The sequence below is a fragment of the Streptomyces sp. SM11 genome, from assembly GCF_002910905.1.
GTDB lineage: Bacteria > Actinomycetota > Actinomycetes > Streptomycetales > Streptomycetaceae > Streptomyces.
The window spans coordinates 1-17,318 of record NZ_NEUE01000124.1; the positions used below are offsets into that span (position 1 = coordinate 1).

At 72.6% G+C, this 17,318-nt stretch carries 11 protein-coding genes and 2 pseudogenes; 3 read left to right on the forward strand and 10 right to left on the reverse strand.

Annotated features, from left to right (window positions below):
• Window positions 1-341: pseudogene (locus B9S58_RS09245) on the reverse strand (transposase); the annotation flags it as partial.
• Window positions 342-384: 43 nt separating this feature from the next.
• On the opposite strand from B9S58_RS09245, the pseudogene B9S58_RS09250 reads away from it, so the two are divergent.
• Window positions 385-702, forward strand: a pseudogene (locus B9S58_RS09250) (transposase); the annotation flags it as partial.
• Between the two features lie 106 nt (window positions 703-808).
• Here B9S58_RS09250 and B9S58_RS09255 read toward each other — a convergent pair.
• From B9S58_RS09255 to B9S58_RS09270, 4 genes are all read right to left on the reverse strand, one after another.
• Window positions 809-1,888, reverse strand: coding sequence for an arylcarboxylate reductase (locus B9S58_RS09255; RefSeq protein WP_103531635.1), 1,080 nt, complete (start codon window positions 1,886-1,888; stop codon window positions 809-811).
• Complete coding sequence (locus tag B9S58_RS09260; RefSeq protein ID WP_103531636.1) at window positions 1,885-2,847, reverse strand: malonyl transferase; 963 nt, start codon at window positions 2,845-2,847, stop codon at window positions 1,885-1,887. Before B9S58_RS09260 ends, B9S58_RS09255 begins: the two co-directional genes overlap by 4 nt.
• Before the next feature lie 250 nt (window positions 2,848-3,097).
• Window positions 3,098-3,451: a LuxR C-terminal-related transcriptional regulator gene (locus B9S58_RS09265; RefSeq protein ID WP_103531637.1), complete on the reverse strand. Its 354-nt coding sequence runs from the start codon at window positions 3,449-3,451 to the stop codon at window positions 3,098-3,100.
• Window positions 3,452-3,483: 32 nt separating this feature from the next.
• On the reverse strand, window positions 3,484-4,245 hold the full coding sequence (locus tag B9S58_RS09270; RefSeq protein WP_103531638.1) for a thioesterase II family protein: 762 nt from the start codon (window positions 4,243-4,245) through the stop codon (window positions 3,484-3,486).
• A gap of 562 nt (window positions 4,246-4,807) precedes the next feature.
• Between B9S58_RS09270 and B9S58_RS09275 the strand changes: the two genes are divergently transcribed.
• Window positions 4,808-6,691 (forward strand): AfsR/SARP family transcriptional regulator, encoded by a 1,884-nt coding sequence (locus B9S58_RS09275; protein ID WP_103531639.1) that lies wholly within the window; start codon window positions 4,808-4,810, stop codon window positions 6,689-6,691.
• Between the two features lie 120 nt (window positions 6,692-6,811).
• Window positions 6,812-7,474 carry a class I SAM-dependent methyltransferase gene (locus B9S58_RS09280; RefSeq protein ID WP_103531640.1) on the forward strand — a complete coding sequence of 221 codons (663 nt, stop codon included), beginning with the start codon at window positions 6,812-6,814 and terminating at the stop codon, window positions 7,472-7,474.
• A gap of 42 nt (window positions 7,475-7,516) precedes the next feature.
• On the opposite strand, the gene B9S58_RS09285 is transcribed toward B9S58_RS09280, so the two are convergent.
• Genes B9S58_RS09285 through B9S58_RS09305 form a run of 5 tightly spaced genes read right to left on the reverse strand, consistent with a single transcriptional unit; the run spans window position 7,517 to window position 17,296 of the window.
• Window positions 7,517-8,617: an HAD family hydrolase gene (locus tag B9S58_RS09285; RefSeq protein WP_103531641.1), complete on the reverse strand. Its 1,101-nt coding sequence runs from the start codon at window positions 8,615-8,617 to the stop codon at window positions 7,517-7,519.
• 35 nt (window positions 8,618-8,652) lie between these two features.
• Complete coding sequence (locus B9S58_RS09290; protein WP_103531642.1) at window positions 8,653-9,768, reverse strand: acyl-CoA dehydrogenase family protein; 1,116 nt, start codon at window positions 9,766-9,768, stop codon at window positions 8,653-8,655.
• Window positions 9,761-10,042, reverse strand: a complete 282-nt coding sequence (locus B9S58_RS09295; RefSeq protein WP_103531643.1) for an acyl carrier protein — start codon at window positions 10,040-10,042, stop codon at window positions 9,761-9,763. The genes B9S58_RS09290 and B9S58_RS09295 overlap by 8 nt, the downstream gene beginning before the upstream one ends.
• Before the next feature lie 22 nt (window positions 10,043-10,064).
• A complete protein-coding gene (locus tag B9S58_RS09300; RefSeq protein WP_103531647.1) occupies window positions 10,065-10,934 on the reverse strand; it encodes a 3-hydroxyacyl-CoA dehydrogenase family protein in 870 nt (289 codons plus the stop codon).
• A 17-nt stretch (window positions 10,935-10,951) separates the two neighbouring features.
• Complete coding sequence (locus B9S58_RS09305; RefSeq protein WP_103531644.1) at window positions 10,952-17,296, reverse strand: type I polyketide synthase; 6,345 nt, start codon at window positions 17,294-17,296, stop codon at window positions 10,952-10,954.
• Window positions 17,297-17,318: the final 22 nt, after the last annotated feature.

The window sequence follows — 17,318 nt, forward strand, 5'->3', positions numbered from 1 at the left end:
CTCGTCGATGAACGCTACGAGCGTGTGTGTGGCCGGTCGAGCTCGGCCGCGAAGAAACTCGCCGCCGCCTTCAGGATCTCGTTCGCCCGCTTCAGCTCGGCGACCTCCTTCTTCAGCGCCTTGAGCTGGGCCGATTCCTCCGTCGTCGTCCCCGGCCGTGTCCCCGCGTCGATCTCGTGCTGCTTGATCCAGTTCCGCAGCGTCTCGCGGGAGCCGATACCGAGCTTCTCCGCGACCGCCTGCAGGGCGGCCGTCTCGGTCGGGTAGTCGCCGCGCACCTCGGCGGCCATGCGCACCGCACGACGGCGGAGCTCAAGCGGATAACGGGAAGGTCGTGCCATGACTCGATCCTTTCATGAAATCGAGTCTCTATTCGACACGGGGCGGTTCACCGCCGCCTGCCCCGAAATGACCCAACTGGCCATCGTTGTCGGGGGCTTCGCCAAACTCCTGACGCCTCACGAAGGAGACACCGACGGGCTCTCGCGCTGGATCGTCGAGGTTCGCTCAGCCGATCTGCCCCATCTGCACGCCTTCACCCGGGGTCTGGACCGAGACCGCGACGCCGTGAACGCCGCGCTCACACTTCCGTACAGCAACGGCCCCACCGAAGGTGTCAACACCAAGACCAAGCGAATCGCGCGCCAGATGCACGGCCGAGCAGGCTTTACCCTCCTCCGCCACCGTATTCTCCTCGGATAACACCACCCTCCGTCACACCGAATGTGAGACAGGGCCACGATCGGCTCTGGCCTGTACTCGGTGGTGACACCGAGTACAGGCCAGAGCCGCTCTTCTGCCAGATCCGTCAGTAGAGGCCCTCGGGCGAGGAGTCGGTGATCTGGAGGGGGCGGACATTGGCGACGCCGTCGGTGGGCCAGTGGTCGGTCGGGTGGCGGAGGGCCTGGTCGCGTTCCAGGATGTTGGGGAGGAAGAGGTCCTCGTGGAGGACGGTAAGGCGGACCCGGCCGACTGTGCCCGGGGCGACCGGGGTCGAGAGGTCGTTCCTGTCGACCACCGCCATGGTGACCTGCGGATAGTTCGGGACGTAGCTGATCAGTTCGCCGTCCTGCTCGATGTCCAGGCAGGCCGCGTTGCCGAAGGTGTTGCCGTAGGTCAGTCCGCAGATCCCGCCCCGCAGGGCGGTGGTGAAGGTCCGGTACATGTCGGCGCTGATCTGGGTACCGCTCAGGCGTACGCCGTCCAGGGCCGCCACCAGTTCAGGACGGTGTCGGCAGAGTGCCTGGAGGAGGGCCGGGGTGGTGTTGAGGTAGTGGACCCGGCCCTGAACGAGGACGTCGGTGATCTGCTCCAGCAGGTGGGTGGTGTAGTCGTCGACCTCGGCCAGGCGTCCCGCCCGGATGAGGCGCTTGACCCAGCGGGGGTCCATGTCCACGGCGTACACCTGGCCGGCGTGGAGTTCCGACACCTCCCGGACGCCGTTCCCGATCAGGTGCGGCCCGGTGGGGGTGGCCTGCAGCCAGGTGCGGCCGGGGGCGAACCCTTCCCGTACGAAGGACCAGCGGCGCCAGATCGCCCGGTGCAGCAGCATGTCCGGGGTGTAGAACGCCCGGCAGGGGGTGCCGGTGGTGCCTCCGCTGTCCCAGACCCGTCCGGCCAGCGGCCTGGGCACGGACAGCGGGACGAGGTCGGCGGGGTCCTCGTGACGCAGCTGGTCGAGCGGGAACAGGCCGAAGGCTCCGAGCTGGTCGTAGCGGGTGATGTCGCGGGGGTCGAAGTCCAGCCGGGGGGCCTGACCGAGCCAGTAGGGGCTGCCGGACACCGGGGCGAAGTGCCGTCGGACCACGATACGGGTCCATTCGTCGAGGTCGGTGTCCAGCCATCGTGCGATCCGGGCGTCGGGGTCGACGCGGGTGGCGGCGGTCACGACAGGCCCGGGGCGCCGGAGAGGTCGACACCGAGGTCGTAGGCGGTGGTCAGGGCCTGCTCGACGTGCTCGGGCCGCTCGATGTGGACCACGGGGAAGGGGAACGCGAGGATGCCCTCGGGGATCGAGGGGCCCATCACCAGCCCGAGCCGTACGCCCTGCTGCTTCATCCCGCTGTAGACGTCGACCAGACTGATCGGGTCCGTGGAGTTACGCTGGAAGAGCTCCCGGACGTCGGCCGCAGTGCGAAGGACCTTGGGCTCCAGGCAGGACAGCAAGGGGAGTTCGGGGTCGGCGAAGGGGATCGCGTCGATGCGCGGGGCCATGAAGTCGCGGTAGGGCCGACGCAGCGGGGTGTGGACGGCGATGGTGCGTCCGGGGAGGTGCACGACCGTTCCCGGTGGGGCCTCGGCGGCGAGTGCGCCGAGTGCTTCGGCGTGGCCGGCGAGCATCATGATGCGCCGGGTGCCGTCGGCCGTGGGTCCGAAGTCGCCCGCCAGGTGGATGCCGGGGACGCTCTCGCCCGGGTGGGAGGGGGCACCCTCGGCGAGGGGGCCGAAGGCGATGGCTATCCCCTGCCGCGGGTCTCCGGCGGGCGGTTCCGGGGCCTCGCGGGAACCGGCCAGCATGTCGAACAGTTCCCGCCGCCCCAGCGCCCCGGCGAGACAGCTGGCGGTCATCGCGCCGAGGCTGAGTCCGCCGATGGCCGCGGGGCGCAGGCCGAACGATGCGAGTACGTCGTGTACGCCGATCGCGAGTGCGGCTTCGCGGACGGTGCCGACGCTCTGGCGCTCCTCCTGGGCGGTCGGGAGGTCCTCCTCCAAGATCTGTCCGACCGTCAGCCCGGTCCATGCGGAGACTTGTTCGTACCAGCTCTGCACCGTCTCGTAGGTCCGGTAGAGCTCCAGGCCCCGCGGCTCGGTTCCGACGCCACCGCCGAACAGGTACCCCAGACTCATGACAGCTCCCGTGGATTGGTGTGAATGGAGCGGGCAGTGGTGCGACCCAAGTGCAGTAGAGCGGACGTGTACCTGACAGTCCCATGGTGCAGAATCCGGCGCTCGCCCCGTCGGCGATCTGTCGCGCGGCGCGATATCGAGACGATATCCAGCTCTGGCGAAATCTCCGGCGCCATACCGGCGGAGTGCCTTTCCCACCTTCGGAAAAGATCTCTTCGACCTTTTCTCCGAAGGTCTTCGAATCTTTCTTCTAGGGTTCAAGAAATTCCGGGAGGACACGGGGCGGCCATGCCCCGACGCTCAGCACACCGAGCGAGTGCGCCCGGGAAATCAGAGCGGCCCGGTTCGTGGCCTGGAAATGGCGCATCATCAGCCCGATACGGTACTCGACGCCCTGTCGGCTCAGATAGAGCGATGCCGCCAGCCGGACGGTCGGGGTGCCGACCGCGACACCTTCCAGGATGCGGACGTCCACGTCGGTCAGCCGCCGGACACCCGTGCCGACGGACGGGCCTCCGCCCGCCGGACGGGTGTCGCCGACGGGCTCGGACCTCGGCGGCCGCGGTGCGGGCTTGATCTCTTCAGAGGTCGCTGACAGTGTCACTCCCCGGTCCCCCTTCTCTGTCGTCCGTTGTCTCAGGTGCGCAGCGTGCCGGTGAGGTGGTCACGGAGCATGGCGGTCACCTCGTCCGCCCCGCTGCTGAGGTAGAAATGCCCGCCGGGGAAGACCCTGAGGTCGAACGCGGCCGTCGTGCGGTCGCGCCAGTGCGCGGCCTCGGGGACCGGTGTCCAGGGGTCCTGGTCCCCCACCATGGCGGTGACCGGGCAGGTGACCGCGGCGTCGCGGTCGGCCCGGTAGGCGCCCAGGGCGCGGTAGTCGCCGCGCAGCGCGGGCAGTACCATCCGCAGCAGCTCCTCGTCCTCCAGAAGCCGGGCGTCGGTTCCGCTCATGGCCCTGACCTCCGCCACGATGCCCTCGTCGTCGAGCGGGCGGAAGAGCTCGGGCCCGTCCACGGACGGCCCCTTGCGGCCGGAGACGAAGAGGTGGTCGATCCGGCCGCCCGCGCGCTCGATCCTCCGGACCACCTCGAAGGCGACGAGCGCGCCCATGCTGTGTCCGAAGAGCGTCAGGGGGAGGTCGTCCCAGCGGCGCAGCGCTTCGGCCACGTCGTCGGCCATGCGGTGCAGGTCCTGGACGGCGGGCTCCTCCCAGCGGTCCTGCCTGCCGGGGTACTGCACGGCCAGGAGGTCGACCGGTCCGCGCAGCGCCGCGGACACCCGGAAGTAGGAACTGGCCGAGCCACCGGCGTGCGGAAAGCAGACCAGTCGGCGCGTGGCCGTCGGCGAGGGATGGAAGCGACGGCACCACAGGTCGCTGTCCAGGGAGAGCGAGGTCATGTCGGCCTTTCAATCTTTCCTCGAATTGTCCGCACGGGGCCGGCGAGCGGTGCTCGGTGATCGCATGGCACATCCTCCGCACCGGTGGGTCGGTCAGTACGCGCTATCGCGGGGAGCGCCGAGCGACGGTGGTCGGCGAGTCAGGGCACCGCATATGACAGCCTGCCATGCCCCTCGGAATGTCAGCAAGTACGCATCTGAGCGTATCCGGCCACGCAGGTCCGCGTTCAATTCCCGCTGATTCTCCGGTAAATGGCGAGAAAGCTGCGGTCCGGATCAATCCAGGGGGATTCACTCGGCTCCGGCTCCGCGGCGACGGGTGGGGTTGACCCGTGGCGGCGGACCCGCCGCTCTCCCGTACGGCCCACAGCCTCCGGCCGCCCCGGAGCGGGGCCGCGGAGCCGCCATGAAGGTGCCGCGCAGCGTAAACCCGGCACGAGCGCAAGATCCTCGCTCTAGGAATACATCTAGACACGACAGGAGCGCGTTGACCCCCACATGGTCGCCTAAGACGCTGGAATGCAGTCTTGCCCACCGGTCGCGCGACGCAGAGGACTCCCCCTTGAACTTCCTGTTGCTGGGCCCGCTTTCCGTCCGGCTGAACGCGCGTGAGGTGCACGTGTCGGCGCCGAGGCAGCGCGTGGTCATGGCAGCGCTCCTCCTCAACGCCAACCGGGTGATCTCGGTCGACCGCATCACCGAGTACGTCTGGGACGGCGCCCCGCCTCCGAGTGCCGCCGCGACCGTGCGCACCTACGTGATGCGCCTGCGGCAGTCGCTGGGCGAGCACGCCTCCGCCCGCATCCTCACCCGGGCGCCCGGCTACCTCCTCGAACTCAGTGAGCAAGAGAGCGATCTCGGCCAGTTCACCGCTCACCGCAGATGCGCGGCGGAGCTGGCCGAGCGCGGAGACCTGGAGGGCTCCTCCGCCGAGCTGGCCGAGGCACTCGCCCTGTGGCGCGAGGAGCCGCTGGCGGACATCCCGTCACGGACGCTGCGCGATGTGGAGGGCCGCTACCTCCAGGAGCTTCGGCTGCAGACCATGGAGCTGCGGTTCGACGCGGAGCTGGCGCTGCTGCGGCACGCCGACATCGTGCCGGAGCTGGTACGGCTGGTGCGGGAGCATCCCTTACGGGAGGCCCTGGTGGGCAAGTTGATGCTCGCGCTCTTCCGCTCGGGACGGCAGTCGGAAGCCCTGGACCTCTACCGGCACACCCGGGTACTGCTCGTCGAACAGCTCGGGGCCGAGCCGAGCACGGATCTGCGCGAGGTCCACCGGCACATCCTCTCGGCCCACGACCGACCCCGTACGCCCGGCCCTCAGGAGCGGCCCGCCGCGGCCCCGGAGACAGCCGCCGCACCGGCCGCTGCCACGGTCCGGGAGAGGTCCCGCCGGCCCGATCCGGCGCAGCTTCCCTCGGTGCCGCCGCCGCTGTCGGCCCGCTCCGACGCACTGGCGCGGGTACGGCACATCCTGACGACCGGCACGATGTCCGCGGGCATGGTGGCGACGGCGGTGGTGACCGGCCGGGGCGGTGTCGGCAAGAGCGCCCTGGCCCTGCACGCGGCGCACACCATGCGCGACACCTCCGCACACGGCCAGCTCTACGCCGATCTCGGCGGGGCGGAGCGGCCCCTGACCGCCCGGGAGGTGCTGCCCCGGTTCCTGGCAGACCTCGGTGTGCCCCGGCACGAGATCCCCGGGGAGGAGTCGGAGCGGGAGAGCCTCTACCGCTCGCTCACCGCGGGCCGCCGTCTGCTGGTGGTGCTCGACAACGCCTCCGGCTCCGCGCAGGTGCGGCCGCTGATCCCGGGCAGCGGGGGCAGCAGACTGCTGGTGACCAGCCGGCGGCAGCTGGCCGATCTGGAGGGGGCGCGCACCCTTCTGCTCGGCCCGTTGGACGAGGCCGGGTCGCTGGAGCTGCTGGGCAGCATCGTCGGCACGGCCAGGGTCGGCGGCGAACCGCGGGCGGCCCGTACGGTGGTGACGGTCTGCGCGGGCCTGCCGCTGGCGATCCGGATTGCGGGGATCCGGCTGCTGGAGCGCCCGCACTGGAGCATCGGGCGCCTGGCCCGGCGGCTCACGGAGACCTCCCGGCCGCTGAACGAACTGTGCGCTGGCGATGTCGGTGTCCGGCCCTGCCTGGACGCCGAGGTGGCCGGGCTCCGACGGACGGCACCGGGCGGAATCGACGCCGCCGAGGTGCTGGCCGCGCTGGGGACCGCCGGGGCTTCCTCGGTCTCCGGCGGCGAGGTCGCGATGATGTTCGGCTGCTCGGAGGCGCAGGCCGAGGAGGCCCTGGACTCCCTGGTCGTGGCGAATCTGCTGGGTCCGCCCGCGGGGGGCCTCTACCGGCTGGACGCGCTGCTTCGGGCGTACGCCCGCGAGCGGGCGCAGGCGGGCGACGTGCGGCGGTACGGCCGCTCGTACATGCGCGCCGGGTGACCGCCCCGACACCCCTGCCCCGCCCATCGCTCCGATCCTTTCCGACCGGGTCCTTCGCGACCCGGTGTCCTTCGCCCTGCTCTCCTGCACCCCGATCTCCTTCGAGAGGACCGCCGCACCATGGCCGACCAGACAGCAGCCACCCACGACCTCCTCGCCTACGTCCGCGAGGTCTCCCTCCGGGACGACGATCTCCTCAGGGAGCTGCGGGAGGCCACCGCGGAGCTACCGGGCGGGAGCGCCCTGCAGGTGATGGCGGAGGAGGGCCAACTGCTGTCCCTGCTGGTGGGGTTGACGGTGGCACGAACAGTGCTGGAGATCGGCACCTACACCGGCTACAGCACCCTGTGCATGGCCCGCGCGCTCCCGGCCGACGGTCTGCTGGTGTCCTGCGACATCGACGACCGGTGGCCGGCCATCGGCGCCGAATTCTGGAAGCGGGACGGGGTCGACTCACGGATCGACCTGCGGATCGGAGATGCCGCCGCGACCCTGGACGCGCTGTTGACCGAACGCGGGCCGGAGAGCTTCGACCTGGTGTTCATCGACGCGGACAAGGCCAACTACCCCCGCTACTACGAGTCGTCGCTCGCGCTGCTGCGCGCCGGGGGCCTGATCGTGGTCGACAACACCCTCTTCTTCGGCCGGGTCGCGGACCCGGCCGCCGTGGACCCGGAGACCGCCGGCGTCCGGGCCCTGAACCGGGTGCTGCACGAGGACCCCCGGGTGGAGCTGTCCTTGCTGGTGATGGCCGACGGGATCACCCTCGTCCGCAAGCTCTGAGAGCGGCGGGCCGGAGCCCGGAGCACCGGCCCACCGCGGCGGTCACGGTGTTCCCGGGCCCCCTTCCGGCGTTCTCAGGTCGGGTGCCTCCACGTCCATGACGGTGGACACCACGCGCGGGCCGGGGACCAGGTGCAGGCTTTCCAGTCCGGTGTCCTCCGCGGCTGGTACGAGGACTGCGGCGCACGGGCACGGGGCTTCGGCCAGGCCCTCGAAGCCGGCGAACCGGTAGGCGATCTCCATCATCCGGTTGCGTTCGGTCGCCCGGAAGTCCGCCGCCAGGTGGACCCCGGACCGGGCGGCGGCGTCGGCCAGCCAGTTCAGCAGGGTCGCGCCGGCACCGTAGGCGACGACCCGGCAGGAGGTGGCGAGCAGCTTGAGGTGCCACAGGCCCGGGTGCCGCTCCAGCAGCAGGACCCCGACCGCGCCGTACGGACCGAACCGGTCGGTGAGGGTGACCACCAGAACCTCGTGCCGGGGGTCGGTGATCAGGCCGCGCAGCACCGCGTCCGGGTAGTGGACCCCGGTCGCGTTCATCTGGCTGGTGCGCAGGGTGAGTTCCTCGACCCGGGACAGCTCCTCACCGGTGGCCCGGCCGATGCGCATCCGCAGGTCCAGGGAGCGCAGGAACTCCTCGTCGGGGCCGGGCGCGGCCGCCCGATCGGCCTCGCGGCGGAAGCCCGCCTGATACATCTCGCGGCGGCGCCGGGAGTCGACGGTGCTGGTCGCGGGGGTGAATTCGACGAGGTCGGGGATGGCCAGGACCCGGTCGGCCGGGTAGCACCGTACATCGGGCAGGTGGAAGGCCACTTCGGCCCGTTCGGCGGGCCGGTCGTCGACGAAGGCGATGGTCGTGAGCGCGAAGTTCAGCCGGTCCGCGATCCGGCGCACCGCATCGGACTTGGCGCCCCACCCGATCTCCGGCAGGACGAAGTACTCGGCCACGCCGAACGCCTCCAGCCGGGCCCAGGCGTGTTCGTGGTCGTTGCGGCTGGCGACGGACTGGAGGATGCCGCGGGAGTCGAGCTCGATCACCACCTTGCGCACCTCGTCCGGCAGGTGCACCTCACCGCCCTCCAGCAGGGTGCCCTGCCAGAGGGTGTCGTCCAGGTCCCAGACCAGGCACTTGACGGTCTCGGCCATGTCGTCCTTCCTCGTCTCGTCGGACGCGGGGCCGTTCACGGTGCCCCCGGAGCGGAGAGGGCGTGCTGGGCCAGCATCAGCCGGCACAGTTCGCTGCTGCCCTCGATGATCTCCATCAGCTTGGCGTCCCGGTACGCCCGGGCCACCGTGTGCCCGTCCCGGGACCCGGCCGAGGCCAGTACCTGGACGGCCGTCGCCGCGCCCCGCGCGGCCTGGGTCGCGCTGACCTGTTTGGCCAGTACGGTCGCCACCACCTGGTCCGGTGAGCCTTCGTCCCAGCAGCGGCCGGCGTACTCGCAGACCCGCGTGGCCACCTGCTCGGCCGTGTAGAGGTCGGCGATGTGCCCGGCGACGAGCTGGTGTTCGGCGAGCGGTCTGCCGAACTGCTCCCGTACGGTCGCGTGCGCGGTGGCCGCCGACAGGCAGGCCCGCAGGATGCCCACGCACCCCCAGGCGACGGACATCCGCCCGTAGGCCAGCGCGGTCGTCACCAGGAGGGCGGTCGGCAGCCCGTGGCCGCCCAGGACGCTGTCGGCCGGCAGCCGCACCCCGTCGAGGTGGACGTCCGCGTGTCCGGCCGCGCGGCAGCCGAGCGGGTCGGTGATCCGCTCGACCCTGACGCCGGGCGTGCCGGTGGGCACCACGACGGCCACCGCACCGTCCTCGTGGCGGCCGACGACGACCAGCAGGTCGGCGTAGTGGGCGGCGGTCACCCACTTCTTGTGTCCGTCGACGACGACCGTGTCACCGTCGCGGCGGACGGTCGTCGTCATCGCCGCGAGGTCGCTGCCCGCACCCGGCTCGCTGAAGCCGACCGCCGCCAGCGCGCCACCGGTCAGCCGGGGCAGGAGGCCCGCCGATTGCTCGGCGGTGCCCAGGCGCTGGATGGTCCACGCCGCCATGCCCTGGGAGGTCATCACGCTCCGCAGCGAGCTGCACAGGCCGCCCGCGTGGGCGGTGTACGCGCCGCTGTGCAGGCTGCTGAGCCCCCAGCCGCCGTACTGCTCCGGGACTTCGGCGCACAGCCGTCCCTCGGCTCCCAGGTCGCGGAGCAGCTCCGGCGGGATGAGGCCGGTGCGGTCCCACTCCCCCGCCAGGTCTCCGACCCGCAGGGTGAGCGAGGTCATGGCACCGCTCAGGTCCTCACCCATGCCGGCCTCCGGCGGCGGGTACCCGGAGCCGGTCCACCAGCTCCGCCATCCGCCGTACGGTACGGAAGTTGTCCAGCCGCAGGTCCGCCCCGCGGATGGCGATGGCGTAGGTCTTCTCCAGGTGCACCACCACCTGCATGGCGAACAGGGACGACAGGCCGCCGACGTCGAACAGGTCGGTCTCGGCGTCCCAGGCGGTTCCGGTGCGTTCCTCCAGGAATTCCAGCAGTTCCTTCTCCAGGTCGTGGATGTCGGGCGTGTTCGCTGTGGTCATGGCCGTCTCCTCGTGGGGGTGATCAGGTGTAGTCGTAGAAGCCGCGCCCGGACTTACGGCCCAGCCGCCCCTCGCGGACCAGCCGGAGCAGCAGTCCGGTGGGACGGCAGCCGTCGTCGCCGGTGCGTTCGTGGAGCACGGTGAGGGAGTCGACGAGGTTGTCGAGGCCGATCAGGTCCGCGGTGCGCAGCGGGCCGGTGGGGTGTCCCAGGCAGCCCTGCATCAAGGCGTCGACGTCCTCGGCGGTCGCCGTGCCCTCCTCCACGACCCGGGCCGCGTCGTTGATCATCGGGTGCAGGACGCGGCTGGTGACGAAGCCGGGTGCGTCCCGGACGACGACGGCGCGCCGCCGTACCGCCGTGAGTAGGGCCGCCACGGCGGCCATCGCGGAGTCACCGGTCCGGGGACCGCGCACCACCTCGGCGGTGGTGATCAGGTAAGGCGGGTTCATGAAGTGGGTGCCGACCAGTTCCTCCGGCCGTTCCAGGGCCCCGGCCAGTTCGTCGACGGGGATGGAGGAGGTGTTGGTGATCAGCAGGGTTCCGGGCCGGACCAGTCCGGAGACCTCGGACAGGACGGCGGCCTTGACGGCCGCGTTCTCGGTGACCGCCTCGATGACGGCGGTGGAGCCGCCGACGGCCTTGAGCGAGGTGCCGGTGACCAGGTTGCCGGGGGCCGTCCCGGCGGGCAGGGCGCCCATCAGCTCGGCCAGCCGGAGTTCACCGTCGATCAGTTCCCCGGCCCGGTCGAGCCGGTCCCGGTCGATGTCGACCAGGTGGACCGGCAGGCCGTGTCCGAGGGCGAGGACGGTGATGCCGACGCCCATCACCCCGGCTCCCAGGACGGTGAGGGCGGGGCGCGGGGGCGGGTCGTCGTACGGGGCCGCGGTCAACGAGTTCTCCTTCGTCTTCACAGGTCGTCGGGGGTGCGGAGGGTGGTGCCGAGCCAGTCGGCGACGGCGTCGCCGGTGGTCGCGACATGCTCTTCCATGATCGAGAAGTGGTCTCCGGGAACATCGAGGACGGTGTCGGCACCGGCCCAGGACGAGCGCCAGTCACCGGCTTCGGCGGACGGGCGGCCGAGCGGGGTGGAGGCGCGGACCAGCAGCAGCGGGGCGCGGACCGCCGGTGGGGTCCAGTCGTCGAGCAGACGGAAGTAGCCGCCCATCGCGGTCAGCCGGGTTCCGTCCATCGGGGCCGCCCGGTCCTCGCGGGCAAACATGCCGCCCAGCAGGACGTCGTTGAACTGGGTGATGCCCTGGTTGTCGGAGAGGTAGGTGTCCAGCAGCACCACGGCCGCCGGGCCCGCGCCTCGCTGTTCCAGCGCGGCCGCCACTCCGTGGGCGAGCGTGCCGCCGGAGGAGGAGCCGGCCAGGACGAGGGTCCGTCCGGGCAGTTCCCGGAGCAGGGTCGTCGCGTGGAAGTCCAGCAGGGCAGCCATGTCGGCGGGCAGTTCCTCCTCGGGGGTGAACCCGGGGGCGTCCAGGGCGGCGACGGCGTAATGGTCCCGGAAGCGGGCGGCGAAGCGGGCGTACTGGTGGGCGCCGCCGAGGGCGACGACGGAGCCGAAGCAGACGAGCACGGGGGCGTCGGCGCGCTCGTTCAGGCGCAGCAGCCGGGGGCCGGTACCGGCGGCCGCGAGGTCGCCGCCGCTGTGGAAGGCGGGGCGGAGGGCGGAGGCGTTCTTGAGCAGGGCGATGCCCTCGTCGATCCGGCCGAGCGCGCAGGCACGGCGGAACAGCACGCTCACCGGGTCGTCGGTGTCGGCTGGGGCGGGGCTGGGCGCGGCGGCGCCGGTTGCGGTTGCGGGACGGGGGGTGTCTTCGGTACGGGCCTCGGTGGCGAGGCGTGCCGCGAGCGCGGCGGGGGTGGCGCTGTCGAAGACGGCGGAGGGCCGTAACCGCAGTCCGGTGAGGGCGGCCAGCCGGTTGCGCAGCTCGACCGCAGTCAGCGAGTCGAATCCGACGGAGAGGAAGGGCGCCGTCGCGGACAGTGCCCCGGAGTCGGTGTGGCCGAGGACTTCGGCGGCCTGGGCGAGGACGAGTTCACGCAGGATCAGTTCGCGTTCCGGTGCGTCGGCGGCGGTGTCGAGCCGGTGGCGCAGCGCCGCTGCGGCACTCGGCGTCCGCTTCGCCCCGGTCGTCGCGGCCGGGCCGCGCCGCACCAGGGAGCGCAGCATCGGGTGCACCGGGCCGTCGCCGCGCGCGGTGAGGTCGAGGTGGGCCAGGACGACAGGGCTCCCGGCCTCCGGCGGGGCGGCGTCGGCGGCACACACCGTGTCCAGCAAGGCCATGGCCGCCTCGTCGGAGAGGCCGCGGGCGCCGCGCCGGTCGATGCGCCGCCGGTCGGCGCCGCCGAGCTCCGCCGTCATCCCGCTGACCCGCTCCCAGGGCCCCCAGGCCAGGGACAGGCCGGGGAGACCGAGCCTCCGGCGTTCCGCGACGAGGGCGTCGAGCGCGGCGTTGCCGGCCGAGTAGGACGCCTGGCCGGGGCTGCCCAGCACACCCGCGGCGGAGGAGAAGACGACGAACGCCGAGAGGTCCGCCCCGCGCGTCAGCCGGTCGAGGTGGTGCGCGGCGTCGAGCTTGGGCCGCAGGACGGCGGTCACCCGCTCCCCCGTCAGCCCGTCCAGCAGACCGTCGTCGAGCACTCCGGCGGTGTGGACCACGGCGCACAGCGGATGGCTCTCGGGGATGGCCGCCAGCGCGACGCCCAGGGCCTGATCATTCGTCACATCACAGCCTACTGCGGACAGTTCGGCTCCAGCCTCGGCCAGCTCCGCCGCCAGCTCCGGCATCCCCGGGGCGTCGGCGCCGCGACGGCTCAGCACGAGGAGGTGGCGTACTCCGTGCGCGGCGACGAGATGGCGTGCCAGGACGGCGGCGAGAGCACCGCCGCCGCTCAGCAGTACGGTCCCCTCGGACGGCCCGAACGGGCCGTCGGGCCGGGTCGCCTCCGCGGAGGCGGAGGCGGTGGGGGTGGGGGTGGGGGCCGGTGGCCGGACCAGCCGGGGCGCGTACAGGACACCGTCGCGCAGGGCCGCCTGGGGTTCGCCCGTGGCGAGGAGGTCGGCGAGCGCCTCGCCGAGGCCGTCCGGGTCCGGACCGTCGATGTCCAGCAGCACGAACCGGTCGGGGTGTTCGAGCTGAGCGGCGCCGAGCATGCCCCGGACGGCCGCCGCGCCGAGGTCCGCCGGCCGCGCGCCGAGCGGGCCGGTCGCCCCCCGGGTGAGGACCACCAGGGGCGTTCGGACGGTGCTGTCGTCGGCCAGATGGGCCTGGAGCCGTTTCAGGACCCCGGACACGACCGTGTGCACCGCCTCGGGGTCCGCGTCCCGGGCGGAGGCGTCCCCCGGCTCACCGGCCGAACTCCCGGTGCCTGCAACGGCGGACGGCGGGCAGACCAACAGCATCGCGTCGGGTGTCGCGGACAGGAGTTCGGCGGGGAATCCGGTCGGCAGCAGCCGCTCGTCCCGACGGCCGAGGAGGCCCCAGCGGGTGACCGGGCGCGGGCCGGGCCCGGCGGTGACCGGCGTCCAGCCGACGTGGAAGACGGAGCCGGAGGACGCCCGCAGTGCGGCGGTGGAGGCCGTACGCAGGGTGAGCGCGCCGACCGTCGCCACCGTACGCCCCGAGGGGTCGGTGATCCGCGCGGCGACGGTGTCGGGGCCGTCGAGGCGCAGCCGGACGCGCAGGACCGGTGCGTCGGATGGCTCGATCAGTACGCGCTGCCAGGAGAACGGCAGGGGGACGCCGTCGGCGCGCTCCTCAGCTGCGGCGTCTCCGCGCAGACCGGCCGTCTGGAGGGCCGCGTCCAGGAGGGCCGGGTGCACGGCGAACCCGTCCGCCCCGGTGCCGGAGAGGCCGTCGGACAGGGCCACTTCGGCGTGGATCGCGTCCGGGGTGCGCCAGGCGGCGCGCAGGCCCCGGAACGCCGGACCGTAGCCGACGCCCCGGGCTTCGAGGAGCCCGTACAGCTCGTCCACGTCCAACGGGACGGCGTCGGGCGGTGGCCATGCGCCGGCCGGTTCGGCGACCGTGTCGTTCCCGTCGGCCGTGAGCTCCTGGGGGCCGACCGTGCCGGTCGCGTGCCGGGTCCAGGGCGGGGCCTCGGTGCCGGGAGCGGGCTCGGACCGGGAGTGGAACTCCACCGGGCGCCGCCCCATGGGGTCCTCGGCCCCCACCCGTACGCGCAGGTGCACGGCGTGGTCGTCCGCGGCGTCGCCGGGCAACAGCAACGGGGCGGCGAGGGTCAGTTCCTCCACGAGAGCACAGCCGAGGCGGCGGCCCACGTGCGCGGCCAGCTCCACGAGGGCCGCGCCGGGCACGATCACGGCTCCGGCCACGGCGTGGTCGGCGAGCCAGGGGTGGGTGGCCGGGGAGATCCGGCCGGTGAAGAGGGTACCCGCGTCGTCGGGCAGTTCGACCTCGGCGCCGAGCAGCGGGTGGTCCACAGCCGACTGGCCGACGGCCACCGGGTCCCGCCCGGACGGGAGGGCGTCGAGCCAGTAGCGGCGTCGCTGGAAGGCGTAGGTGGGCAGATCCACCCGCTGGGCGCCGGTTCCCGCGAACAGCCGCTCCCAGTCGACGCTCAGGCCCCGGACGTGTGCCTCGGCGAGGGCGGTCTGGAACCGGCGGAGCCCTCCGGCCCCGCGCCGCAGGGTGTCGAGCACCAGTGTCTCCGGGGCGCCCGCGTCGGCGGCCGTGTCCTCGATCCCGTACATCAGGGCGGGCTGGGGGCCGACTTCGATGAGGACGCGGTGCCCTGCCGCGAGGAGCGATCGGGTCGCCTGCTCGAACTCGACAGTCTGCCGGAGGTTGCGGTACCAGTACTCGGCGTCCAGGGCCTCCGTCTCCAGCAGGCCACCGGTGACGCTGGAATAGTACGGCACGGCGCCCCGGAGGGGGGTGACGCCGTCCAGGTCGGACAGGAGGCGCTCACGGATCTCCGCCACGTGCGAGGAGTGCGACGCGTAGTCGACCTCGATTCGGCTCGCCCACACCCCTTCCTCGAGAAGTTCCTCGACCAGCGCCGTGACCGGGTCCGCGTCGCCCGAAACCACCGTCGACGAGGGGCCGTTGACGGCGGCCACCGACAACCGGCCCGCCCATGGGGCGATGCGCTCCCGCACCACGTCCACCGGCAACGGGATCGACGCCATACCGCCACGGCTCGCCAGCTCCCCCACCGCACGGGAACGCAGCGCCACCACGCGCGCCCCGTCGTCGAGGCTCAGACCGCCCGCCACGCAGGCGGCCGCGATCTCGCCCTGGGAGTGGCCGACGACGGCGTCCGGAACGACCCCGAACGACCGCCACACCTCCGCCAGCGACACCATCACGGCCCATAGCGCCGGCTGGACCACATCGACCCGGCCCAACAGCCGCTCCGAGCCCAGCGCCTCCGTCAACGACCAGTCGGCGTAAGGACCCAGCGCCCGCCCGCACTCCGCCATCCGTTTCGCGAAGACCTCCGACTCCCTCAGCAACTCCGCGGACATCCCCACCCACTGCGAGCCGTGCCCCGGGAACACGAGCACCGACCGGCCCGGGAGCCGACCGCGGCCGGAGACCAGGCCCGCCGCGCCCGCGCCCCGCGACAGGGCGGCGACACCGGCCAGCATTTCGTCCCGGTCCGCCCCCACCACCACGGCACGCTCCGCGAACCGCGAACGCCCCACCGCCAGCGAATGGCCCACGTCCACGACGCTCAGCCCCGGCTCCGCCACCACCCGCTCGTGCAGCGCAGCCGCCTGGGCGTGCAGTGCGTCCGGAGTGCGCGCCGACAGTATCCAGGGGACGGCGACGGGCACCGGTCCCGGCGCTTCGGGCGGGTCAACCGGCCTGTCGGGGGAGGCCGTCGGGACTGCGGGGGCCTGTTCCAGGATGACGTGGGCGTTGGTCCCGCTGGCGCCGAAGGAAGACACCCCGGCCCGGCGCGGCCGTCCCGTCTTCGGCCAGGGGGCGGCCTCGGTGAGCAGGGAGACGGCTCCCTCGGTCCAGTCGACGCCGGGCGAGGGGCGGTCGATGTGCAGGGTGCGCGGCATCACTCCGTGCCGTATCGCCAACACCGACTTGATCACCCCGCCGACGCCCGCGGCGGCCTGGGTGTGGGAGAGGTTGGACTTCAGCGAGCCCAGCCGCAGCGGGCGGTCGGCGGGCCGGTCCTGGCCGTACGTGGCCAGCAGCGCCTGGGCCTCGATGGGGTCGCCGAGCACGGTGCCGGTGCCGTGCGCCTCCACCATGTCCACCTCCGACGGGGCGAGTCCGGCACGAGTGAGGGCCTGGCCGATCACGCGCTGCTGCGCGGGCCCGTTCGGTGCGGTCAGCCCGTTGCTGGCGCCGTCCTGGTTGACGGCCGAGCCCCGGATGACGGCCAGGACGGGGTGGCCCGCGCGCCGGGCGTCCGAGAGGCGTTCCAGCAGGAGCAGACCCAAGCCCTCCCCGAACCCGGCTCCGTCCGCCGCGGAGGAGAAGGACTTGCTGCGCCCGTCGGGTGCCAGCCCGCGCTGGCGGCTGAATCCGACGTACAGCCCGGGGGTAGACATCACGGTCACCCCGCCGGCCAGGGCCAGGGTGGTGTCGCCGGAGCGCAGCCCCTGGCAGGCGAGGTGGACGGCGACCAGGGAGGACGAGCAGGCGGTGTCCAGGGTGACGGCCGGGCCTTCCAGGCCCAGGGTGTAGGCGATACGGCCCGAGGCGACGCTCGGGATGCTGCCGGTGCCGAGGAAGCCCTCCACCTCGTCGGGTACGCGGTCGAGGCGGGACGCGTACTCGCCGTAGATCACTCCGGTGTAGACGCCGGTGCGACTGCCGCGCAGGGTCGTCGGGTCGATGCCCGCGCGTTCCACCGCATCCCATGACGCTTCCAGCAGCAGCCGCTGCTGCGGGTCCATGGCCAGGGCCTCGCGCGGGGAGATGCCGAAGAAGCCGGGGTCGAAGCCGGTGGCGTCGTGGAGGAAGCCTCCTTCCCTGACGTAGAACGTGCCGGGGGCGTCGGGGTCCGCGTCGAAGCCGCCCTCGACGTCCCAGCCCCGGTCGGTGGGGAACGGCGAGACCGCGTCGCGTTCCTTGAGCAGCAGCTCCCACAGGTCTTCCGGGGTACGCACACCCCCGGGGTAGCGGCAGCTCATCGCCACGATGGCGACGGGCTCGGCACAGTCGTCGCGGAGCCGTCGGTTCTCCTCCCGCAGGCGCTGGTTGTCCAGCAGCGAGGCGCGCAGGGCGGCGACCACCTGATCCGTGTCGGCGGGCATGGGGTTCGGCTTCTCCTTCTGC